Origin of the sequence: Pseudomonas helleri (assembly GCF_009600315.1) — a bacterium.
In the GTDB taxonomy this organism is placed as follows: domain Bacteria; phylum Pseudomonadota; class Gammaproteobacteria; order Pseudomonadales; family Pseudomonadaceae; genus Aquipseudomonas; species Aquipseudomonas helleri_A.
Map to the genome: position 1 here is coordinate 1 of NZ_WIWC01000001.1, position 22208 is coordinate 22208.

General features: G+C 52.1%; 22 protein-coding genes and 1 pseudogene. 13 read left to right on the forward strand and 10 right to left on the reverse strand.

Translation table 11 applies throughout. From position 1 onward, the window contains the following. Nucleotides 1-127 precede the first annotated feature (127 nt). Nucleotides 128-496 (forward strand): hypothetical protein, encoded by a 369-nt coding sequence (locus GHN86_RS00005; protein ID WP_153385918.1) that lies wholly within the window; start codon nucleotides 128-130, stop codon nucleotides 494-496. A 134-nt stretch (nucleotides 497-630) separates the two neighbouring features. On the opposite strand, the gene GHN86_RS00010 is transcribed toward GHN86_RS00005, so the two are convergent. Further along, entirely contained in the window at nucleotides 631-1803 is a 1173-nt protein-coding gene (locus tag GHN86_RS00010; protein ID WP_153385919.1) for an N-6 DNA methylase, read from the reverse strand. A gap of 67 nt (nucleotides 1804-1870) precedes the next feature. Here GHN86_RS00010 and GHN86_RS00015 point away from each other — a divergent pair, with 67 nt between their 5' ends. The 3 genes from GHN86_RS00015 to GHN86_RS00025 all read left to right on the forward strand — a co-directional run bounded on the left by GHN86_RS00015 (nucleotide 1871) and on the right by GHN86_RS00025 (nucleotide 5970). Further along, nucleotides 1871-3574 (forward strand): zinc ribbon domain-containing protein, encoded by a 1704-nt coding sequence (locus GHN86_RS00015; RefSeq protein WP_153385920.1) that lies wholly within the window; start codon nucleotides 1871-1873, stop codon nucleotides 3572-3574. Next, a complete protein-coding gene (locus GHN86_RS00020; RefSeq protein WP_153385921.1) occupies nucleotides 3571-4404 on the forward strand; it encodes a hypothetical protein in 834 nt (277 codons plus the stop codon). The genes GHN86_RS00015 and GHN86_RS00020 overlap by 4 nt, the downstream gene beginning before the upstream one ends. A 210-nt stretch (nucleotides 4405-4614) precedes the next feature. Beyond that, nucleotides 4615-5970, forward strand: coding sequence for a deoxyguanosinetriphosphate triphosphohydrolase (locus GHN86_RS00025; RefSeq protein WP_153385922.1), 1356 nt, complete (start codon nucleotides 4615-4617; stop codon nucleotides 5968-5970). Nucleotides 5971-6127: 157 nt separating this feature from the next. On the opposite strand, the pseudogene dgt reads toward GHN86_RS00025, so the two are convergent. The 5 genes and pseudogenes from dgt to GHN86_RS00050 all read right to left on the reverse strand — a co-directional run. Then, nucleotides 6128-6757, reverse strand: a pseudogene (gene dgt, locus GHN86_RS00030) (dGTP triphosphohydrolase); the annotation flags it as partial. 104 nt (nucleotides 6758-6861) lie between these two features. Beyond that, on the reverse strand, nucleotides 6862-7200 hold the full coding sequence (locus GHN86_RS00035) for a hypothetical protein (RefSeq protein WP_153377047.1): 339 nt from the start codon (nucleotides 7198-7200) through the stop codon (nucleotides 6862-6864). Continuing rightward, nucleotides 7197-7574, reverse strand: a complete 378-nt coding sequence (locus tag GHN86_RS00040) for a phage holin family protein (RefSeq protein ID WP_153377048.1) — start codon at nucleotides 7572-7574, stop codon at nucleotides 7197-7199. Before GHN86_RS00040 ends, GHN86_RS00035 begins: the two co-directional genes overlap by 4 nt. Nucleotide 7575: 1 nt before the next feature. Beyond that, on the reverse strand, nucleotides 7576-7890 hold the full coding sequence (locus GHN86_RS00045) for a DUF883 family protein (protein ID WP_153377049.1): 315 nt from the start codon (nucleotides 7888-7890) through the stop codon (nucleotides 7576-7578). A 127-nt stretch (nucleotides 7891-8017) separates the two neighbouring features. Further along, nucleotides 8018-9754 carry a monovalent cation:proton antiporter-2 (CPA2) family protein gene (locus tag GHN86_RS00050; RefSeq protein ID WP_323369104.1) on the reverse strand — a complete coding sequence of 579 codons (1737 nt, stop codon included), beginning with the start codon at nucleotides 9752-9754 and terminating at the stop codon, nucleotides 8018-8020. A 195-nt stretch (nucleotides 9755-9949) separates the two neighbouring features. Here GHN86_RS00050 and GHN86_RS00055 point away from each other — a divergent pair, with 195 nt between their 5' ends. Further along, entirely contained in the window at nucleotides 9950-10186 is a 237-nt protein-coding gene (locus GHN86_RS00055) for a glutaredoxin family protein (RefSeq protein WP_153377050.1), read from the forward strand. A 55-nt stretch (nucleotides 10187-10241) separates the two neighbouring features. Continuing rightward, nucleotides 10242-11132 carry a pseudouridine synthase gene (locus GHN86_RS00060; RefSeq protein WP_153377051.1) on the forward strand — a complete coding sequence of 297 codons (891 nt, stop codon included), beginning with the start codon at nucleotides 10242-10244 and terminating at the stop codon, nucleotides 11130-11132. Nucleotides 11133-11188: 56 nt separating this feature from the next. Here the strand turns inward: GHN86_RS00060 and GHN86_RS00065 are convergent, their stop codons facing one another. Together GHN86_RS00065 and mobA are read right to left on the reverse strand one after the other, a co-directional pair. Next, a complete protein-coding gene (locus GHN86_RS00065) occupies nucleotides 11189-11410 on the reverse strand; it encodes a YgdI/YgdR family lipoprotein (RefSeq protein ID WP_122784031.1) in 222 nt (73 codons plus the stop codon). 104 nt (nucleotides 11411-11514) lie between these two features. Next, the gene (gene mobA, locus GHN86_RS00070; RefSeq protein WP_153377052.1) at nucleotides 11515-12084 is read right to left on the reverse strand and encodes a molybdenum cofactor guanylyltransferase MobA; all 570 of its coding nucleotides are present in this window, start codon (nucleotides 12082-12084) and stop codon (nucleotides 11515-11517) included. An 80-nt stretch (nucleotides 12085-12164) separates the two neighbouring features. On the opposite strand from mobA, the gene moaB reads away from it, so the two are divergent. The 5 genes from moaB (at nucleotide 12165) to GHN86_RS00095 (ending at nucleotide 16794) form a co-directional block, all read left to right on the forward strand. Beyond that, on the forward strand, nucleotides 12165-12704 hold the full coding sequence (moaB, locus tag GHN86_RS00075) for a molybdenum cofactor biosynthesis protein B (protein WP_122784033.1): 540 nt from the start codon (nucleotides 12165-12167) through the stop codon (nucleotides 12702-12704). 22 nt (nucleotides 12705-12726) lie between these two features. Continuing rightward, entirely contained in the window at nucleotides 12727-13914 is a 1188-nt protein-coding gene (glp, locus tag GHN86_RS00080; protein WP_153385923.1) for a gephyrin-like molybdotransferase Glp, read from the forward strand. A gap of 96 nt (nucleotides 13915-14010) precedes the next feature. Beyond that, nucleotides 14011-14949 (forward strand): lipid kinase YegS, encoded by a 939-nt coding sequence (yegS, locus tag GHN86_RS00085; RefSeq protein WP_153377054.1) that lies wholly within the window; start codon nucleotides 14011-14013, stop codon nucleotides 14947-14949. A gap of 23 nt (nucleotides 14950-14972) precedes the next feature. Then, a complete protein-coding gene (locus tag GHN86_RS00090; RefSeq protein WP_153377055.1) occupies nucleotides 14973-15908 on the forward strand; it encodes a chemotaxis protein CheV in 936 nt (311 codons plus the stop codon). A gap of 79 nt (nucleotides 15909-15987) precedes the next feature. Beyond that, nucleotides 15988-16794: an MOSC domain-containing protein gene (locus GHN86_RS00095; RefSeq protein WP_153377056.1), complete on the forward strand. Its 807-nt coding sequence runs from the start codon at nucleotides 15988-15990 to the stop codon at nucleotides 16792-16794. A gap of 145 nt (nucleotides 16795-16939) precedes the next feature. On the opposite strand, the gene GHN86_RS00100 is transcribed toward GHN86_RS00095, so the two are convergent. Next, nucleotides 16940-18868, reverse strand: coding sequence for a transglycosylase SLT domain-containing protein (locus tag GHN86_RS00100; RefSeq protein ID WP_153377057.1), 1929 nt, complete (start codon nucleotides 18866-18868; stop codon nucleotides 16940-16942). A gap of 215 nt (nucleotides 18869-19083) precedes the next feature. On the opposite strand from GHN86_RS00100, the gene GHN86_RS00105 reads away from it, so the two are divergent. Further along, the gene (locus GHN86_RS00105; protein ID WP_153377058.1) at nucleotides 19084-21000 is read left to right on the forward strand and encodes an ATP-binding cassette domain-containing protein; all 1917 of its coding nucleotides are present in this window, start codon (nucleotides 19084-19086) and stop codon (nucleotides 20998-21000) included. 79 nt (nucleotides 21001-21079) lie between these two features. Here the strand turns inward: GHN86_RS00105 and GHN86_RS00110 are convergent, their stop codons facing one another. Continuing rightward, nucleotides 21080-21538: a universal stress protein gene (locus GHN86_RS00110; protein ID WP_153377059.1), complete on the reverse strand. Its 459-nt coding sequence runs from the start codon at nucleotides 21536-21538 to the stop codon at nucleotides 21080-21082. A 102-nt stretch (nucleotides 21539-21640) separates the two neighbouring features. On the opposite strand from GHN86_RS00110, the gene GHN86_RS00115 reads away from it, so the two are divergent. Beyond that, nucleotides 21641-22078 carry a hypothetical protein gene (locus tag GHN86_RS00115; protein WP_153377060.1) on the forward strand — a complete coding sequence of 146 codons (438 nt, stop codon included), beginning with the start codon at nucleotides 21641-21643 and terminating at the stop codon, nucleotides 22076-22078. Nucleotides 22079-22208: the final 130 nt, after the last annotated feature.

Below are 22208 nucleotides of genomic sequence, written 5' to 3' on the forward strand. Positions count from 1 at the left end.
ACGCTGAGTTCGGAATAAGACATAGGGCAGCACCGTACCGGAAAGGTCAGGTGTTGCACTCAGTTTTTGCCGCCGCCCTGGAAATGAAGCACTGCCACAAATTCACCACAAAGGACAAAGTTCACTTATGCGTGATGCCCTGTACGACACCATTGCCAATTATCATAGGGCAAAGGGCGGTATTGAAATTAGGCATACCATTAAAGCTCTTCCGTTTCTCCATCAATTATATGAAGACAGTCAGATTTGTTTTGTTGTGACAGAGAGATTGCTAGAAGAAAGCTACATTGCGTTAGCAGAGTTGTTTTCAAGTCACGAAGAGATAGAGAAGTTAAAGGATCATGATTACGCGGGCCGACTCATGGATTTGATTATTTATGAAATAGGTGCGGCAAAAGAAATATATACCTTGGAGCCTGATCAGGAGGCTATTCTAAAGCGAATTGATGTGACCAGTTGGATGGCAAAAAGGTCTCTTGGGTTGCAGTGTGATTGAATATTATAATCTATGGGTTGAGAGCGTGCTCCAAATTTTAAAGCAAACGCGGGCACCCGTAGTTATCAAATGTTAGGCGATTGAAACTCAGATGAAGGGAGTTAACGCACGATGAAGAAATAGAGTATAAAATATTAACGGGTGGCGGAGGCAAGATTTTCGTCAGTAGACTGCAAGAACTCTCTCAGATATACGGTCAAGTCTTGAACAGTAATATACTTCGCACAAGTTCCTCTGGCCTGTGACGCAACCCTAGGCAAGCAGCTCTCCACCCAATATTTCAAAAAAATATTTCGACTAATAGAAGATGGTAAACGCACTCTGAAAACACAATCAGACACTAGGTACTCACGTTCTTCGACAACAACGGCTCGCCCAACAACCCTGCTTCCTACGCGACTAATTAAAATGTCACCCTTGGTAGCTATTAGGATTTTCTTGCCTGTAATCATAGTTGACTTTAAAGGGATAGGGACAACGCCAATTGCACTATCAAAAAAGCCGCTTGTGTGATAATAAGGCAGTCCTAGTGACCTGCACGCCTTCCCTGAAAGCTGTCCTCTTTTTATCGAGAACCCATCAGAATCCGAATAAGGCTGACACCCGATATTTAACTCTTTCAAGCCTACGCTAAAGTCAGACTGTCGTTTTGTTACAGGCACTCCGAAAACATCTGTGTAAGTAAAGCTGTCATCGGACTCCCCCTTTTTCAGTATGAGAATGTAAGTTTTAGCCTCGGTTCCTTTGAAGGCACCACTGCCAATTTCAGCGACAGCAATCACATTACAAAACTTTAATAATCTAGAGCGAAATTTTGCAAACGCAGCCGAACAAACAATCAATTCTGGAAGAATGAAAGCCACACAGGCAGAGTCAGCCATTAATCTCAAATACTGCAAAACGAATAGCACTTCACTTCGAATACGTAAACCGCTGAATACATCACGCAGTCCAAATGCTTCTAGGATTGAAATATCATAATCTGAAACTTTCCTCCATGAAAAAGGAGGATTACTAACAGCAAAATCGAAACGAGAAAATTTGCCCAGAAATACACTTTCAAAGGACTCGGAAAGGACATCAATATTATAATGCTTTCCTTTGAAGCTTGATTTCAACTTTGACACATTTCGCGGGTCAAGTTCACATGTGGTTACTTTTATTCTCGGCCACTTGCGAATTATAGGACGCAAAAGAGCCCCTTCGCCGGCACTAAGCTCAATACATTGCCGTGGCGTCATAGGAGGTAGCATTGAGGCCAATCTTTCCCCAATCCCCTCTTCAGTGTAATATTGCTCCAATGACACCAAAAAAACCTCATAAACTGACGCTGCAAAATACCAAAAAATAGCGGCCCTGTAAAGGAAGCAGGTAATGAAAAGCACACAAGAAGAGCTGGATTTTAAAGAGCTTGAGTCTCATGAGTTCGAAGAAAGAGCAGACTATCTCCCTGATAGCTATATTAAGGATAAGACAGCCAAGGGTCAGTATTTTGATGAGATACAGAAAAAGTTATTTCAAGTAGGTGCAAAGCTACTTATTGGCCCACGGGGTACAGGCAAAACTCACCAGATGAGACTTGCCTATATAAGTTGCAAAGAAGATAAAAGTAAGCCTTTGCCAATATACGTTTCTTTCAATCACTACCTTCGCTTAGAAACTTATCTTAATGAAACATCTAACGCAATTGGTGTGTTTCATGCTTGGGTACTTAGCAAAATCCTTCTGGATTGTCTAAGAACTTATAGCATGATTCCAGAGCAGAGCGAGCTAGAACCCAAAAACCTTCAAGATTTTATCGAGTCGGTTGAAAAGCAGCAATATAATTCGACCCATGACTCTATTGTAAAGACCATCTCGGTAGAAAAAACTCAGGGTTATATAGAGGATGCTATTCAAATAGCGGGAAGAAAGCGTGCAGTTTTATTGTTGGATGATGCGGCACTTACACTGACGCCGGAATACATGGTTGAGTTTTTTGAAATTTTCAGAAGTTTAAAGACCGCTCATATTTCTCCGAAGGCATCTGTTTATCCGGGTACGACTCAATATGGCCCACGCTTTCACTTAGGTCACGACGCTGAGCCAATTCATGTCTGGCTCAATGTTGAAAACCCAAAATATATTGAGTTTATGAGTTCGTTAACTGAAAACAGATTTGAATCCGACATAACCATTCCTCAGGAAATACTTACCCTCTTTAAGTATGCAGCATTTGGCATTCCAAGAGCCTACATTATGATGGTAAGGGAGTACCAACAATTAAAAACAACCAGTACGCAGTCAAAATTTAACAAGGTGATATCTGATAGAAAGAAATACATGCTCGCAGAGTATTTATCTATCGGTGATAAGCTTAAGCAATACAAAGGGGTAATTGAACTAGGAGGTGAGTTTTTAAATAATACGGTCGCCAACCTAAAAAAATTCAACCATGAGCGAATCGATAGGGATGAAAACACTTTCGAAAAAGTTATCGCCGTTGGCGTAACTGGTATCCCACCGAAAGCTGAGAGAATGATTAGGTTTTTAATCGAGGCAGGCTTGCTCTACGAAACCGACGATATCTCACATGGCCCGGGAAGAAAATTAAGGCGTTTCATACCACACATTGTTCTGTTACTTGAAAGCAGAGTTCTAACAAAAAACAGAGGTTTTAAATCGTCTGAATTGCTAGAAATACTGAAAAAGAAATCCGCAAAGCATCCATCCAGACCTTCGTTTGATTCAATCATAGCTAAAGATAAATTATCTATGCTGAACCTTAACCTCCCACCTTGTCATAACTGCCAAGCGGAACGCATGACTGAAAAACAGAAGTTCTGCCATGAGTGCGGCAAGCCTCTAGTCGATCACTCGACATTCAAAGAGTGCATGGCAAAACCACTTAATGAACTTCCTTTAACAAAATTTCAAATTAAAGCGATCGATAAATTTACTAGCTTCAAAACCGTCGAAGATGTAATTCGGAGTCAAGACCCCGCAAATGAGCTTCAAAAAGCACATAGGGTCAAAGCTGCTAGGGCAGAAGATATATATAGAAGAATTAATCAATGGGTTAATGAGTTTCTAGTATGAAAGCCAAACAAACTCCGTACAAGAGCCTCGTATCTGGGCCAAGAACCTCATCCAAATTTGACTCAATGATTTATTTTAGAGACGTTGAGCTAATAGACTCATCGCCTATTGCCCGTTTTATTAGTCAGCGTGAACTATTAACAAAGATACTTGGCAAAGAAGATGACTCTGAGGAGTGGAGAATCAAAGCAAACCTTGCGATTATTGGAGTCGTATCAGGTGTTGAATCATATTTCCGTGCAATAATCAGACGAGTCCTTATCTCGGATGAGGACTCAAGGGCACACAGCTATAAAAATAAGGTCTCTTATGGAGCTGTTCTTTTTCATCTCTCTCATTTATTGCCAGAAGCATTACTTGAAGACAGTACGTTCGTGAGTAAAGAAACGCTATTAAAAAATGTAAAGAACTTCCTTGGGTTACCCATCAACCCCCAACAGATTCCCGCCCTAGACACTGCTCTTGACGAATTTGAAAAAGTTTGTCATCTCAGGCACTGCATCGCTCATCGCTCAGGACTTTTAGGTTCGAAAAATGCAATTGAGTTAGGACTTGATAAGTTTTCCATTTACTTGGAAAAACCCATATCACCAACACTAGATTCAGTAAACAACGTGTTCAATATCTGTCAGAATTTAGTTCTTGAATTTAATGATCAAATATTTGACTGTATTGTTACCCGTTCAATACCGAAAGGAATCTGGACAGGTGACCTGAGAAAAGACAAAAAAATCTATTCAGCTCTTTTCGCTACCTTTTCACCAACGCCGAACGACATGGATGAGTTAAAAAAGTCTTATCGTAGCTTCACCAGCCATTTCGGAATCTAAGCTTTGTCGATGCTGCTCAGGCTTGAAATTATTTCTTGTACGTATCTAAGGACATTTGTATACGTTGTCATAAATAGATAGTGGTTGGCAGGCTGAAAAAAGTCTTATTGTTTGCCTAAGTTGATGGTTGTTCGAATGCGTTTTGAAATATTGTTTAAGTAAGCTATATTGGATGTTGTATAAATGATTTAAGAGGTGAACATGGGCAGCATGAGTTGGGACAAGTTGCTGAATAACACCCGTCTTGGCGGCAGGCCTCCCAAATCCGAGCTAGGCCGTTCGCCTTTCCACTCAGATCATGACAAGGTTATCTTCTCAGGGGCTTTTAGACGCCTTGCAAGAAAGACTCAGGTTCATCCTCTTGCCACTAATGACCACGTTCATAATCGACTCACGCATAGTTTAGAAGTGGCTTGTGTGGGCCGGACTTTGGGAGTGAGAGTGGGTCAAGAGCTTCTGAATGAAAGACTTATCCCTGAGCAACATTCAGCTTCTGATATTGGTGATATTGTCCAAACTGCTTGTCTCGCTCATGACATTGGCAACCCTCCCTTTGGACATACAGGTGAAGAAGCTATTCGTCACTGGTTTACCAATGATGTTGGGGCGAAGATAATTGAACAATTGCCTTTTAATGAAGCTACTGATTTACGTAGATTCGAAGGCAATGCACAAGGGTTTAGGGTTTTAACTACCTCGGAATATCATCCATATGAAGGGGGGATGCGTCTAACCTATGCTTCATTAGGTGCTTTCATCAAATACCCTTGGCTTGCTGGTGATGCTGTTAATGGGCAAAGACCTATTCAGAACAAATATGGTATTTACTGCTCTGAATTGGATTTGTTCAATGAAGTGGCGGACGCTACTGGCTTGTTAAAGCTGGGTGATGGTTGGCGGTGTCGCCATCCACTGGCTAACTTGATGGAAGTGTCTGATGACTTCTGCTACGCCATTCTTGATTTAGAAGATGGTGTAGAGATGGGTATCCTTGAGTGGGATAAAGTCTTTGAGATTTTGTGCCTTGTCCTTGATGACCACCAGAAGAATCAGCTTGTCAAAGAAATTCAAGGCATGAAGGTTGGCCGTAGGCTCTCTATGGTTCGTGGAAAAGTTATTTCAGCTTTTGTAGATGCTGGAGCGACTGCTTTCATGAATAACCATAATGAAATCATGACTGGAAAGGTTCTAGGTATCTTAGAACTTTGTGATAAGAACGTGCGTGAATGTGTAGCTGCCGCCAAAGGTCTTGCTCGTGATGAAATCTTCCAGCATCCAAGGAAGGTTGAGTTAGAAATAGGGGCTTATAGCACTATATCTACGCTGCTTAACGTTAGCTGCTCTGCTGCTTTGGAATATGTCAGAAAGGGCAGTGTAGCTGATTCGAAGACTAGAAGGGTGGTTGAGCTTCTTGGTCTGGACTTGAAGAATTTAGATGCCAGTGGGGGCGTTTCCAAGGAGTACGGTGCAATGATGCAGGTTCTGGATTACGTGAGTGGTATGACAGATAACTATGCCATGCACTTGGCTCGACAGTTTAATGGTATGGGCGGGGAGCGAATCTAGGTGGCTTGGCTCACGGGATCGTTGGTAAAGTGGAGTTCTAGCAAAAACCTCCTTATTCTTTTTTTGAAAGCTAAATCTTCCTAATATTGCCAAATAGTTGCACTTATAACTTTTTGGCTGTTGCTTTTCAAAAAATGTCATTTTTGGCTGCAAGGCCTAAGTGCAGTTCGCTTTGGTAGCAGCCGAACTTGTGCTTCTTGTACCCCAGCGAGTCCGCATGACGTGCGGTCCAGGGGTACTTGAGAAATGTGCCCAAGGTTGCATGGGTGAGGCGGGTGCCTCCGTCAAACTGGTGATACTCAAGCTGCGTGAGTACCCTGAAGCCTTGTGCATTGCCTTCAAAACTCAAGAAATCATTGCGTTCGGCATCGCTCATGTCATTCAGCCAGCCACGGTCAGCGGCTTGCTGGAACCAGTTGCGGATGGCATCTTCGCCGGAGTGACCAAAAGGCGGGTTGCCAATGTCATGGGCCAGGCAAGCTGATTGCACCACCATGCCCAGATCAGCCGGGTCGCACCATTCAGGCAGGGCGTCTCGGATCGTTTCACCCACGCGCATACCTAATGAGCGCCCAACACAACTGACTTCGAGTGAGTGGGTGAGGCGGGTGTGGATATGGTCGTTACTGTTGACAGGATGGACTTGAGTTTTGCGCCCTAAACGTCGGAAAGCACCCGAAAAAATGATTCGGTCATGATCTTTATGAAAAGGACTGCGCCCGAGCTCTTCGGGGCTGTGATGGGGTTTTGCAAGGCGTTCGCGGTTAAGCAGGGTTTGCCAATCCAAGGCGCTGTGCTCCGTCAATGACTGATGACGCAGCTTATCGCTTCACGGCAAAGTTATGTAGCCGCTGATGAAGACTCACTCAGCGACTACACAGACAGACGCTATCAGGGCTTGCGAGTAGCCTGAATCACCATCTTGATCAGCGGTATCAAGCCCGTGGTCAGGCCGATCAGGCGGGAAGTGCCACTGCCGTTTTTACTTTTGGCGCCTCTGCCGGTCAGAAAGCCGAGCAGGGTGACAATCCCGACACCCCAAAGCGGCCCGTGCTTGAGGCTGAGGTTTTGCTTCAAGTTGCTGGTCATACCGCGCATTTTTTGCAGCGGTTCCAATAACTGTTGCGACTCATGACGAATTTCCTGGCGGTGCATCTCCAGTCGCAGACGAATCAACAATTTGCGCATTTCCCGGCGCGAAGCGTTTTGCGGCATTTCAGGCAGGCTCATGGCATCAATCGCTCGCGGTCTTTGGCCAGCTCTTCGAGTGTGGCGTTGAAAGGAGAGGACTCATCGAATATCGCTGCCTTGAGGCGTATGCCACAGAAGACGGTCGCCAACGCATAAAAAATGCACAGCCCGATAATAGCGGCCAATCGGTGATCGTCCCAGAATACGATGAGTACCAGCGTTGACAGCCCGACCAGCAGAAGCAGCGCAAATACCAAGGCCAGACCTGCAAACAGCAACAAGCTGACTGTGCGCGCTTTCTGTTCTTGCAACTCAATGCCCAGCAGCTCGACATGACTGTGTAACAGACCTAGAAACGCGGCACCCAGGCGCCGCGGTGAGGAACGGGGGGAGCCGGATTCTTCGTTTGTCATATCAGCGCCGAGTTGCCAGCAGACCAATCAAAAAGCCCACGCCCGCAGCGATACCGACGGACTGCCATGGGTTTGCCTGAACATAGTCCTCGGTCGCTTCAACAGCAGCCTGACCACGCTCCTGCAGGTTTTCTTTAGTGTCCGCCAGCGTTTCACGGGCCTTGATCAATCGGTCATTGAGCTGGGCGCGCAATTCTTCAGCCTGATCACCGGCCAGTGTTTTGGTGTGCTCCAGCAACCTTTCAGTGTCGATGATCAGCGCCTGAAAATCTGCGGCCAATATTTGTTGAGCATTCTTTGCTGTTATGCGGGCCATGATTATCTCCGTGAGTGGCTTGATGATGGTTCGAGTGTAGGCATTAGCGGAAGGTTCACTGCAATTCTCTGAGCCTTGGGGGTAGGAAAGCTCCGAGAACAGACCCTAGGCAAAACCTTACCTTAGATTATTCATCTTCGTGGGTGAAAACTGATGTTTCACGCGTGTCTGATGTTTCGAAGCAACCTTCCAGCAAGTGATAGCGGTCATGGCGGACTTGATTGACTCTGCGCTGCACGGCTTTTTCTGGCAGCCCCAGCATGATCAACGCATGGGATGCGAGCATTAGACTGGACTCCAGTAGTTCAGGCACGACTTCAGTTGCCCCGGCCACTTTAAGCTCGGTGAGCAGGCTGTCGTCGCGTGTTCTGACCAGAACGGGGACTTCCAGGGTAATCAAACGGGCTATCTCCAAAACGCTCATGGCCACCTCAGTGTTGTCCACGGCGATAACCAGCAGGCGTGCCCGATCAAGGCCGACGGCGCGCAGTAAATCAGCCCTGCGCGCATCTCCGTAGTGCACGTTGTTATCACCTTTTGCCGCTTCCTGGATCTGGTCGGGGTCATAGTCCAAAGCAACAAACTCAAAATGTTCACTGCGTAAAAAGCGTCCAATGGACTGACCGACCCGTCCGTAGCCGCACAGCACCACGTGCCCGTGCAATTCGGCGCTTTGGGCGGCAATCTCTTCCAGTTCTATTTCTTCATTGGGTTTGCGGTGCAGGCTGGCCGCAATTTTCGGCGCCGCGCGCAACATCAAGGGTGTCAGCAGCATCGAACAGAACGTCGCCGCCAGTAGATGAGCAGCTATATCAGGAGGGATAAGGTTGCTGAGCTGCATTTGTGCCATGAGCGCGAAACAGAATTCACCGCCCTGGGCCAACGCCAGACCACTGCGCCATGCCGTTTCACCATCGCGGCCCCGCAGTTTGAGGATAATGGCGACTACGCTGCCTTTAATCAGCATTAAGGCCAGGGTCAGACCCAGAATTTCAAAGCCGTCGTGCAGGAACAGTTGCAGGTCAATCAGCATGCCGATGCTGACGAAGAAAAGGCCCAGCAAGATATCGCGGAATGGCCGTATGTCCGCTTCAATCTGGTGCCGGTAGTGGCTTTCGCCCAGCAGCATACCTGCCAAAAACGCCCCCAGTGCAGGCGATAAGCCCAGCAAATGAGTGAGCCAAGCGGTTAACAGAACGATGACCAGAGCCAGCAGCACGAACAGTTCGGCTGAGCGTGAAGCAGCCACTTCGTGGAAGAGGCGGGGCAAAATGTAGCGACTGGCCAGCAGTAAACCGACGAATAAGATGACGGTTTTTCCCAAGGTAATCGGCAGGGCCCAATACCATGCCTGATCGCTACTGCCTGCAAATACCGGCACCAGTGTAAGCAGTAGCACGGCGACTACGTCTTGAAACAGCAGCACACCTATGGCGTTTTGACCGTGGGTGCTGAATATTTCACCCAGACTGGTGAGTTCTTTGCTGACGATGGCGGTAGACGATAAAGACAGCCCTGCGCCGAGCATGAAAGCGGTACTGGCGCTCATTCCGAACGCGTACAACAAACTCCCCAAAACCGCGGTAGTAACCAGAACCTGAAGAGTGCCGAGGCCAAAGACCACGCGGCGTAGCTTGAGCATCTTGGGCAGGGAAAACTCCAGCCCCAGCGAGAACAGCAAAAAAACCACCCCAAGCTCAGCCAGATCAGGAAGGTCAGCCGTTTCATGAACCCAGTCCAGTGCGGTCGGGCCAATCATCAAACCGACACACAAGTACCCCAGCACGGGGGGCAATTTCAGGCGTCGAAACAACGCGATCACGACCAGTGAAGACGCCAGAATGATGAGCAAATTGGCAAACACGAAATCTTCCTTGTCAGTTCGAAAAAATAACCGCGAGCATCCAGCACCCCGGACAGGTCGACGCTGATGTGGATCAAGCGTAGTCGCCACAGACACCTAGGGTGAATGTATTAATTCAAAAATGACGCTGAACCCTGTAGGTCGACGGGATGGAGCAAGCCTTCTAAAATGTGCGTTTTACGTGAGTCAGTCATCATGACAACCGAATGTCAGTTGTTTGGCACCGTGGGCTGCCATCTGTGCGAAGTGGCCGAAGTGCTTTTGATGCCACTGGTCGAGCATGGGCTTATGGTCGAGCTGGTGGATATCGCCGACAGCGAAGCCTTGTTTGAGACTTACGGCTTGCGAATTCCAGTCTTGCGCAGAGTCGATACGGGAGAGGAACTGGAATGGCCGTTTGAGAGTGAGCAGGTGGTGAGTTTTCTTCTATAGAAGCGCTCTTTTTGCGCGATAATCCCGCGCTCGCCTTAACCGCCTTGAGTTGTCTATGTTGAACCCGCCTTTCAACCCCGCCGAGCACCAAGCCAGCACCTTGTACCTGCCCCCTGGCACATGGCCGACGGTGCTCGACTGTTTGTGTACGCACTTTAGTGCCATCAGTCGTGAGCAGTGGCTTGACCGGATTGCCCGTGGCCGGGTGCTCGATGCCAGCGGTGCGCCGATAAGCCCGTTTTTGGCGTACAAGGAAGGCCTGCGCATTCACTATTTTCGTGAGGTGCCTAACGAAACGCCTATTCCGGTTCAGGAAGCGATTTTGTATGCCGACGAGCATCTGGTAGTGGCAGACAAACCGCACTTTTTGCCCGTGACGCCAGCCGGGGAATACGTTGAGCAGACGCTGTTGCGCCGTTTGATTCGCACGCTGGACAACCCTCATCTGGTGCCGCTGCACCGTATTGATCGGCATACCGCCGGGCTGGTGTTGTTTTCCGCTAACCCGGACAGTCGCTCGGCGTATCAGTCGTTATTTCCCACGCGAAAGATCGAGAAACGCTACGAGGCAATAGCTCGAGCCTTACCCGATCTTGAATTGCCGCGGGTGCACAAAAGTCGACTGGTTGAGGGAGAGCCTTTTTTTCGCATGCGTGAAGGCGAGGGCGTCAGTAATACTGAAACGCTCGTTGAGGTGTGTGAGAAAAACGGCGATTTGTGGCGTTATGCGCTTTATCCGGTGACCGGTAAAAAGCATCAATTACGTGTGCATATGGCGGCGCTGGGCGCGGGGATATGTAACGATCCGTTCTACCCTGAGGTACTCAATGACGCTCTGGATGACTATGCCAATCCGCTAAAGCTGTTGGCGCAGAGTTTGCGCTTTGCCGATCCGTTGACGGGGCAAGAGCGCTACTTCGAAAGCCGTATTCATCTGGAGTGGTAGATCGGCCCATAAACGAAACAACCCGCGCGAGGCGGGTTGTCGTGAGTACCTGGAGCTTACAGCTCTTTAACGGTACGGATTTGGTCTTTGTTGATGCGGGTTTCTTTACCGTCCAGTTGTTTGAACTGGTAGAAGCCTGAATCTTCATCGAATTTAGGGGTATCCACCGCCTGAATCTCACGACCGTCGTTGAGCGTGATCACGGTTGGCGAAGCGCAGCCAGCAAGGGCGGCCAGACCAGCAGCGAGCATAAGGGCGGCGAGCGAACGATGAGTCATTGTGTTTCTCCAACGAATGAAAGTGCTTTAAAGATTAACTGTCCCTGAGACGTATACATCGCCTGCAAGTTCCTTGGCTAGTGTGACAAGTTCCGGCTGCGCTGTTAACCGAGCATGTCCGGCGTATTGAAATTAGTCAGTCGAGGATCATTATCAGCGCATTGCAAGGCACGGGCATTGAGCTGGAGCATGATCTTGCGCGGGCTGCGCTCTCCTGCCCGCCAGGCCTGATCAAACGCGACTGCCAGTGCCTTGGGAATGACGCAGAATAACGGCTCCCAGTGTTCGCCATGACGCACCATCACCGGTAGTTCCGGATGCTCAAACGCCACATCCCGTAAGGCGCACAATAGCGGGCCGTCTATACGAGGTACATCGCACGGCAATACCATCAGGTGCGAATGCCGAGCAGCCGACAAACCGGCGCGGATGCCCGCCAGCGGTCCGTTAAAGTCCTGATTACCATCACTGACCAACTGGTCGGCATAGCCTGCGTAGTGTTGCTGATTACGGTTGCACGAAATGATCAAGTCATCGGTCAACGGTCGGGCTGCACGTTGAGCATAAGCAATCAGCGGTTGTCCCTGCCACAACACCAGCCCTTTGTCCTGACCGCCCATACGCTGGCCACGACCACCTGCCAGCAGCAAAATGGAACATTCAAACTGACTCATGGGAAGGGCTCCGCGCAACCAGGGAAAATAAGCGCTGTGATATAACACCGGGCTGTTTCTCCTACAACTGGACCTCGTCTATGAAAGCCAAGGTTGATACACCTTTCGTACCTTTAAATATTGCAGTTCTGACCGTCAGTGACACCCGTACTCTTGAAACCGACACCTCGGGTCAGGTGTTTGTCGACCGTCTGAGTGAGGCGGGTCATCGTCTGTCGGCGCGGGTATTGCTCAAGGATGATCTCTACAAAATCCGTGCTCAAGTCGCGACCTGGATTGCCGACGATGAAGTTCAAGTGGTGTTGATTACCGGAGGCACCGGCTTCACGGCCCGTGACAGCACACCGGAAGCGGTGAGCTGCCTGCTGGACAAACAGGTCGACGGCTTTGGCGAGTTGTTCCGCCAGATTTCGGTGGCCGATATTGGCACCTCGACCGTGCAGTCGCGGGCATTGGCCGGCTTGGCCAACGGAACGCTGGTGTGTTGCCTGCCCGGCTCGACCAATGCAGTGCGCACCGGTTGGGACGGCATCTTGGCGGAACAACTGGATTCGCGGCACCGGCCGTGCAATTTTGTCGCGCATTTGAAGCAGGCACCGGCCTGCGAAAGCCGTGGATAAGCCGGGCCGTACTGGCCCCCTGATGCCCGTTGATGAGGCTCTTGCGCGGTTATTGGCGTTGGCTGACGCGACCCCTGTCATAGAAAGCGAGTCGGTGGTGATAGCCGCGTGCGAAGGCCGGGTACTAGCCAACAATTTGGTGTCGACACTGGATTTGCCGCCATGGCCTAACAGCGCAATGGACGGTTATGCACTTGATTGTGCTGATTGGACGGGTGAGCCGCTGCCGGTGAGCCAGCGTATTTTCGCAGGTCAGGCTCCGGCACCATTGGTGGCAGGTACCTGTGCCCGGATCTTTACCGGAGCACCCGTACCCGCGGGGGCTAACTGTGTCGAGATGCAAGAAAATGTTCAAGTGCAGGCCGATGGCCGGATTGTGTTCACTGAGCTTTTACAAGCGGGGCAGAACATTCGTCCTCAAGGGCAGGAAACCACGGTCGGTGAAACCGTACTGACAGCCGGGACCCGTTTAGGGCCGATTGAGCAAGGGCTGGCGGCCTCATTGGGCTGCGCCACCCTGGAGGTCGTTCGTCGGGTAAAGGTGGCCGTGTTGTCGACTGGCGATGAGCTGGTTGAACCGGGCCAACCCTTGGGGCCGGGACAAATCTATAACAGCAATCGCGTGTTGCTGTGCAGTTGGCTCACCCGTTTAGGTTGTGAGGTGGTGGACGCGGGAATCCTGCCTGATGACTTGCCAGCTACCCGTCAACGGCTGACGGAGTTGGGCGCTGTAGACCTGATTCTGTCCACGGGCGGGGTGTCAGTGGGCGAGGCAGATTTCCTCGGTATTGCTCTGCGTGAAGAGGGCGAGCTGGCCCTCTGGAAATTGGCCATCAAACCCGGAAAGCCCCTGACATGCGGGTATTTTCGCGGCGTGCCCGTAATAGGCTTACCCGGAAATCCAGCGTCAACCCTCGTGACTTTCGCCCTGTTGGCACGGCCTTATCTGTTGCGTCGGCAGGGCGTACAAGCGGTCGAAGCGTTGAAATTTCAGGTCCCTGCCGGTTTCGTCTGGGCTAAACCGGGCAACCGTCGCGAATACCTGCGCGGTCGATTGGAGCAAGGACGTGCCGTGATCTATAAAAATCAGAGCTCTGGCGTGTTGCGCAGCGCCGCATGGGCAGAAGGGCTGGTGGAGGTACTTGAAGACCGCACGCTGTCGGAAGGCGATTGGGTCGGATTTATTCCTTTGAGTGAAGTTCTGGGATGAACCTTCTCTGCCCATCCGATAAATAACTCCGATCAGTTGGGTCTTTTCGACTTGGCTGTTGTCCAAAAATCTGACCGATTTTGTTGAGGGATAAGCATGAGTGCGGCGAAGGCTTTTTTGATATTGCACGGTAAGCAGGCGCTCAACGAGGACGTCCGGGCTGCGGTTGAGCAGCGCCGTGCGCAAGGTTGGGAGCTGGCGGTGCGGCTGACATGGGAAGGCGGCGACGCCCAGCGTCTGGTGCACGAAGCGTTGGCTGCTGGCTATACCCATGTGATTGCCGGTGGCGGTGACGGCACATTGCGGGATGTGTGTGAAGCTATGGCGCAGGCCGGCACAGAGGCCAGCCTGGTGTTATTGCCGCTGGGGACTGCCAATGATTTTGCACGGGCCGCCGGTGTTCCGCTGGCGCCTGACGAGGCCCTGGCGCTGCTTGACGCCCCTGCCCATGCCATTGATCTGGGCGAGGTGGATGGCCAGGTCTTTTTGAATATGGCTACGGGCGGCTTTGGTAGTCAGGTCACCGCCAACACCTCGGAAGACCTGAAGAAAGTCTTGGGCGGTGCCGCGTATTTATTTACCGGCTTGTCTCGTTTCAGTGAGTTACATGCCGCTTACGCCGAATTGGTAGGGCCAGACTTTCACTGGAAAGGAGACTTGCTGGCGCTGGGCATTGGCAATGGCCGGCAGGCGGGCGGTGGTCAAGCGTTATGCCCTGATGCTCTGGCAGACGATGGCTTGCTCGACATCAGCATCCTGCCCGCCCCCCAGGAAGTGGTCGGCACATTGAAGAACTTGATGGCGGGTGGTTGGGGCCTGGATAACCTGTTTGTCCGCGAGCGATTGCCCTGGGTTGAGATCAAGACCAGCGAAGGCCTGTCCATTAACCTTGATGGTGAACCCCTGGAAGGCGACTCCCTGCGTTTTTCTGTGCGCAAGGGCGCTCTGAAGATTCATTTACCTGACGATTCGCCCGTGTTAAGTCGGTCAGGCCATAAAGCTATCCTCCCGCCAGCCGATAACCCTGAGCATTAAGTCCCCACGCTCAGGAGTTATCTATGGCCGGCATTCTCGACACGGTAGACCAGCGAACACAGCTGGTCGGTGAAAACCGACTGGAACTCCTCATGTTTCGTCTGGCCGGTCGCCAGTTGTTTGCGATCAACGTGTTCAAGGTGCAAGAGGTTTTGCAATTGCCCCACTTGACCCTGATGCCCCATCGTCATCCGCATGTCTGCGGTGTGGTCAACTTGCGGGGCAAAACCCTGCCGGTGATTGATCTTTCTCAGGCCATTGGTATGTGGCCATTGGTGCCGGGGCCGGACAGCACGATTATCGTGACGGAGTACAACCGCTCTGTTCAGGCATTTTTGGTAGGGGGCGTCGACCGAATTATCAATATGAATTGGGAAGCTATTTTGCCTCCACCCGGCAGTGCCGGACGTCGACATTACCTGACAGCCATTACCAAGGTTGATGAGCATTTGGTCGAAATCATCGACGTGGAGAAAGTGCTGGCTGAGATCGTGCCGTACAACGCCAAAGTCTCACGGGATAAGCTCGAAGATCCGGTTCTGGAACAGGCGCGAGGCCGTGAAGTGCTGCTGGTCGATGATTCCAGCGTTGCACTGGCTCAGTTGCGTGAAACGCTGTCGCAACTGGGGGTCAAAATGCATGTTGCCAGTGATGGGCTCAAGGCGTTGAACATGCTCAAGGCCTGGGCGGATAGCGGGCAGATCATGACCGACAAGTTGCTGATGATCTTTACCGATGCCGAAATGCCTGAGATGGATGGCTATCGCTTGACCACCGAAATACGCAATGACCCGCGCCTGCGTGAGCTTTATGTGGTGCTGCACACCTCGCTGTCCGGGAGTTTCAACGAGTCGATGGTGAAAAAAGTCGGCTGTGACAATTTCCTCTCCAAATTCCAGCCGGATAAATTGGTAGATGTCGTCCGCCAACGTCTGGTGCGCGATCACGTTCCGGCGTGACGTGCAGCATTTACTGGATCTTTGCATCGCAGTAAGGCTCCTATAATCTGGCGGTTTTCACTCCGCAGGAAGCTGACTCATGCTGCGTCTTAGCGCGCTTTACCGTTATCCGCTGAAATCTGCGAAAGGGGAGCACCTGCCGCAAGCCGCTCTCGACAAATTGGGGGTGGTCGGAGACCGACGCTGGATGTTGGTGGATGAAGCGACGGGGCGTTTTTTGACGCAGCGAACAGATCCGCAGATGAGCCAACTGTCGGCGTTGTGGAATGCAGATGGCGGCTTGACCTTGAGCGCGCAAGGGTTTGAAGCCCTTGATGTCGAAGTGCCGGAGCCTGAAAAGGACCTGCGCGGGGTCACCATATGGCGCGATACCTTGCGTGTACCCGATGCGGGAGATATGGCTGCCGACTGGCTGAGTCGCTTTATCAAAAAGCCGATTCGGCTGGTGCATGTACCTGTGCAACGCGCCCGCACGACTGAAGCAGGTTACGGGCGAGATGATGACAAAGTTGCGTTTGCCGATGGCTACCCGCTTTTACTGATTGGTCAGGCGTCGCTGGATGATATCTCGAGTCGAGTGGGTCGGCCCCTGGAGATGTTGCGTTTCAGGCCCAATCTGGTCATTGAGGGCAGTGAGGCGTTCGCTGAAGATGGCTGGAAGCGGATCCGCATTGGCGATGTCGAATTTCGAGTCGTCAAACCTTGTTCGCGCTGCATTCTTACGACTATTGATCCGCAGACCGGCGTGCGTGATGAGCAGCGTGAACCGCTGGCGACCCTGATGTCCTATCGCAAGCAAGAAGGCGGCACGATGTTTGGCCAGAACTTGGTTAATGACAGCAATGGTGTACTGGAAGTTGGAATGCCAGTGACAGTGCTGGAGTAGGGAGTCAGACCTGTACTCGCTGACAAGGAACGAAGGCTGCGATCGGCGGCAAAGCCGTCGCAGAATCTCAACCCTCAAGGTTTCCCAGTGTGCGATCGCTTCGTGCTCGATCGCCGCCTTCGTCAGCGACTACAGATTTTAATAGTCATTGATCGTCAAAAAAGCGCTCATGCCAATCCACGAGCGGCTGCGGAATATTGAGTTTCTGACCGTAGATCACCGAATAAGACAGCACGTTCTGCACGTATTGGCGGGTCTCGTCGAACGGGATGCTTTCAATCCACACATCAAAACCCAAATGGTTCGCACCTCTTAGCCACTGGCGAACACGGCCGGGGCCAGCGTTATAGGCAGCGGAAGCCAGCACCCGGTTGCCATTGAACTGACCATGTACCTGGCTTAGATAAGCAGCGCCCAACTGAATGTTTTTATCCGGGTTAAGCACCTGCTGCGGGGAGGCCAGCGGAATATTGAATTTTTTCGCGGTCTCTTTTGCGGTGGCTGGCATCAGTTGCATCAAGCCGCTTGCACCCACGCCAGAACGTGCGTCATCCATAAACGCACTTTCCTGCCGGGTAATGGCAAACACCCAGCTGGAATGCAGGCCCCGAACCTTGGCCTCACGCACCAGCGTGTCGCGGTGAGCCATCGGGAAGCGAATGTCCAAATCATCCCAATATTGCGCCTGGCTGATGGTGCGAATGGCCGGGAAGTACCATTTCAGATCGTAGGCCAGTTTGGCCTGCGCGACCATTTCATCGCGGTTGAAGTGGCGACTGACGTAATACCACTCACGTCGCCCGTCGACGATCTGGCCGCGATCATGAAACTCAAGTGCGCGCTGAACGCCCGGCGTGTTGCGCACTTTATTGATGAGCTGCGGGCTGAGTACCAACGGTTTGTTATTGAGCTGATAAGGCGTTTGGGCACGATCCGCGGCCAAAAATCCGTAAAAGTCACGTTCCTTGGCGACAGTTTTGAACAGCGCGAGTGATTGCGGGTTTTTTGGCTCGGCCAACTCAAGGCTTCGGGCCTGCCAATAGCGCCAGCGGTTGGTGCTGGCCAGGTCTTGCGGCAGTTTTTGCGTCAACTGATAGGCATCTTGCCAGCGAGCAAGGCGCAGCAGCAGGCGTAGACGCCATTCGGTCACGGTGTTATCGCGCAGCTCAGGATCGTACTTGGTCATGATGTCCAGGCCGCGGCTGTCATAGCGCCGGGCGAACGTCAGGCCAATTTCACGGGCAATTGCGACTTTTTCATCACGTGAAAAATGCATGTTGGTGGCGTACGTGTCGAGCAGAGAGGCGGCTTTTTCCGGATCCTGGCGTGCCAGGCGGCGCAAACCCAGCCCCACGGCATCAGACATGGCCTCGCTGGCCGGGGCAAAGCGTGAGGGCTGGCTGAGCATGTCTGGCTTTTGCGCAACATCAATCATCAACTTGGCCTGTGGGCCAAGGCTGGTCAGTCCGTTGGCCAGCGAAGTGGCCAAACCATAATTGCGCGCCTCCGCCGCCAGCTTGACGCGCTGCCAGCGTTTTTGCTCAGTCAATTGACCTTCTGCGGCCCACTGGCTAAACAAGGCATCACACGCAGCAGGCTGCGCCTTGCCCACGAGCCAGAGTTTTTCGGCACTGGCGTAGCCCTCAGCCTTGCGGTTGTGCTGCAACTCATATTGGCCGTTCAGGCAGTCCAGCTCTGTGAAATTTAGCTTGGGATCGTAGTACTTGGCGAAAGTCGCCCAGTCGCCACGGTCTGCCAGCCAGCGCAACCAGCGCAGTTTCATCCAGTTGGCTTGCGGCAAGTCGCCATGCTCGGCCAGAAATTGCTCGATTTCAGCGTTGTCGGCCGACTTGAGCCGCGCGGTCAGTTCGTCATAGGCCAGGTAGGGCGTCAGCGGATAGGAGCGCAGGGCGGCGGCATTCTGAAAATAGGGGCCAGAGTCACCTTTGGCCAATGCCCGCTTGGCTTCGTCGTAGAGTTGACGTTGTTGAGTAAGGTCTGCGGCATGAGCGGATTGCACGGCGCATGTGGTGAGAAGCAGGCAGGATAAAAAGTTGAAAAGGCGACTGCGCATGGGGCTTCCGTACAAATAGAAAACGCGACAAGTGCAGACCCGGCCTGCACTGATTGTGCCGTAGCTTAGCCTTTTGCCAGCGCGCCGTGAAAGCATTGGAAGCCAGGCGGCGCAACTTGGCACTAAATGAAGGAAGAAGAGCACCGTCGACGAAATACCCGGCCGCCAAAGGCCTCAAATCAGGTAGAATGCGCGCCCAGTTTTCGGAGAAGATCATGACCCTGCTCAAATTCAGCGATGTGTCCCTTGCTTTCGGCTCTACGCCGTTGTTGGACAAGGTGTCCTGGCAGATCGCCCGTGGAGAGCGGGTGTGCATCATCGGCCGCAACGGCACCGGCAAGTCCAGCATGATGAAGCTGGTCAAAGGTGATCAGAAACCCGATGACGGCTCTGTCTGGCGCGCACCCGGCCTCAAAATAGGCGAGTTGCCGCAAGAGTTGCCAGTAGCCGACGAGCGGACGGTGTTCGACGTGGTGGCTGAAGGTCTGGACGGTGTGGGCGAGCTCTTGGCTCAGTACCACCACTTGAGCCAGAACATCGTCACCGATGCTGACCTGGACAAACTGATGCACGTCCAGCAAGACCTCGAAGCCCGTGACGGCTGGCGTTTGCAGCAATTGGTCGACAGCACCCTGAGCCGTCTGCAATTGCCTGCCGATAAAACCCTCGCCGAATTGTCCGGCGGCTGGCGTCGCCGCGTCCTGCTGGCGCAAGCTCTGGTTTCCGAGCCGGATCTGCTGCTGCTCGACGAACCGACCAACCACTTGGACATCGGTGCGATTGCCTGGCTTGAAGAAGCGCTTAAAGACTTCCAGGGCGCAGTTCTGTTTATCACCCATGACCGTTCCTTCTTGCAGAACCTGGCGACCCGGATTCTGGAGCTGGACCGCGGCGGCCTGATCGACTGGAACGGCGACTACGCCAGCTTCCTGGTACACAAGGAAGCCACGTTGGCGGCCGAAGAGACCGCCAACGCCTTGTTCGACAAGCGTCTGGCTCAGGAAGAAGTGTGGATTCGTCAGGGCATCAAAGCCCGTCGTACCCGTAACGAAGGCCGTGTGCGTGCCTTGAAAGCGTTGCGTGTTGAGCGCAGCGAGCGTCGCGAGCGTACCGGCAAAGCCAACATCCTGCTGGACACGGCTGACAAGTCGGGCAAGCAAGTGATGGTGCTGGAAAACGTCAGCTTCGCGCATCCGGGCGGTCCGTTCCTGATCAAGGACTTCTCGATGGTGTTGCAGCGCGGCGACCGTATTGGTCTGTTGGGTGCCAACGGTACCGGCAAAACCACGCTGTTGAAGTTGATGCTGGGCGGTCTGCAACCGACAGAAGGCAAAGTGGAAGAGGGCACGCGCATTGACGTGGCGTACTTCGACCAATTGCGTCATCAGCTGGATCTGGAAAAAACAGTGATCGATAACGTGGCCGAAGGCCGTGACTTTATCGATATCGACGGTCAGAGCCGCCACGTTCTCAGCTATCTGGGTGACTTCCTGTTCAGCCCTCAGCGTGCCCGCACGCCGGTCAAGGCCCTGTCAGGTGGTGAGCGCGCCCGTTTGTTGCTGGCCAAACTGTTCAGCAAACCGGCCAACCTGTTGGTGCTCGATGAGCCCACCAACGACCTGGACGTTGAAACCCTGGAACTGCTTGAAGAAGTGTTGCTGACTTTCCAGGGCACTGTGCTGATGGTCAGTCACGACCGGGCATTCCTCGACAACGTGGTGACCAGCACCTTGGTCTTCGAAGGTGAAGGCAAGGTGCGTGAATACGTGGGTGGTTATCAGGACTGGTTGCGTCAGGGTGGTTCGCCGCGTCTGTTGGGTGTGACCGAGAGCAAGTCCGGCAAAGCTGACTTGAACTCTGCGGTCGTGGCAGCAGCACCGGAACCAGCCGCTGCTCAGCCGGCGCCGGCCGCTAAAAAGAAACTGAGCTACAAATTGCAGCGTGAGCTGGAATCGTTGCCAGGCGAGATCGACGCTAAAGAGCAGGCAATTGCTGCTGTTGAAGCTGAAATGGCTGACGCTGGCTTCTACCAGCGTCCTGCGGCGCAAACAGCCGAAGTGATTGCCAAGCTTGAGAAACTGCAAGCTGAGCTTGAGCAGTTAGTGGAGCGTTGGGCTGAGCTGGATGCCTGATTGACCGTTAGCTGAACTGAAAAAGCCCGACCTTTTACACGAAAAGGCCGGGCTTTTTTGTTGTTACGCCCAAACGGTATCAGTCATCCGTTTTTTTCAGGCTGACCGCCAGCACATCACAGGGTGCGCCGTGCAATACGTCATTTGCCGTAGAGCCCAGCAGCAGAGCGAGACCGTGGCGGCCATGACTGCCAACTACGATCAGGTCGCATTTTTCTTTAATGGCGAAACCATGAATTTCCTGCCGCGGCTGACCAAATTTAAGATGGCAGTTGTCGGTGGAGAGTTGCGGGTAAATATCGATCAGTCGTTCAAGGCGTTCCTTGGCCTGATCAAATTGTTGTTGCTGCAATTGCGACAGATCCATCGGCACGTCGCCCCCAAATGCCATCGCCATCGGCTCGACGATGTGTATCAGTGACAACTTGGCGCCGTTAGCCTCGGCACTTGCGCTGGCGCGATAGATCACCGGGTCACATTCTTCAGTCAGGTCGACGGCGACTAAAATATGTTTGTAGGACGTTAGCGTGGAAGGCATGTGAAACGCTCCTGTAGATGACAATGGTTTTGAGTATGGCCCTTTTTCAATGGGCTTTGTTCAAGTCAGCGAATTCGTTTAACAGGTAATAAGAGTACAGATATGACGGTATGGATAGTGGTGTCAATCCTGGCGCTGGTTTTAAGCCCCCTGGCCTGGCTGCGGCCTTCGCGTCGTCAAAGCGGTCGCATGGCGTTGCGCATGGAGGCCCGGCGCATGGGTTTGTCCATGCAGTTGGCGACTCAGGACTGGCCGCATTGGCTTGAACCTGAACCACCGGGTTCCTGTGCCCAGTTTCATCGTCCGCGGCGCAGTACTAAGCCTGATGTGTGGTGCTATTGGCAATCAGCGCCGGGGCATTGGGTCAATCAATGGCAGGAAGCGTGCGTGGAAGAGCGCTTGCTGGCGCAATTCAATAAATTGCCGGCTAACGTCTACAAGATTGAAGCAACTGCCCAGATGATCGCATTGTATTGGGGGGAGAAGGGCGAGCCTGAAGTGCTGTTGGCCATTGATGAGGTGCTCAAGGCATTAGCCTGAAGCCATAACCCTCCTGATGACTGATCAGTCGCTTTATCATCCTCGTTTTGCCCAATTGACAATTGTTGGCTTTTCCGTGAAGGTGTCGTCACCCAAATCAAACGGGCGTATGAATCGAGTGTTTGTCCTG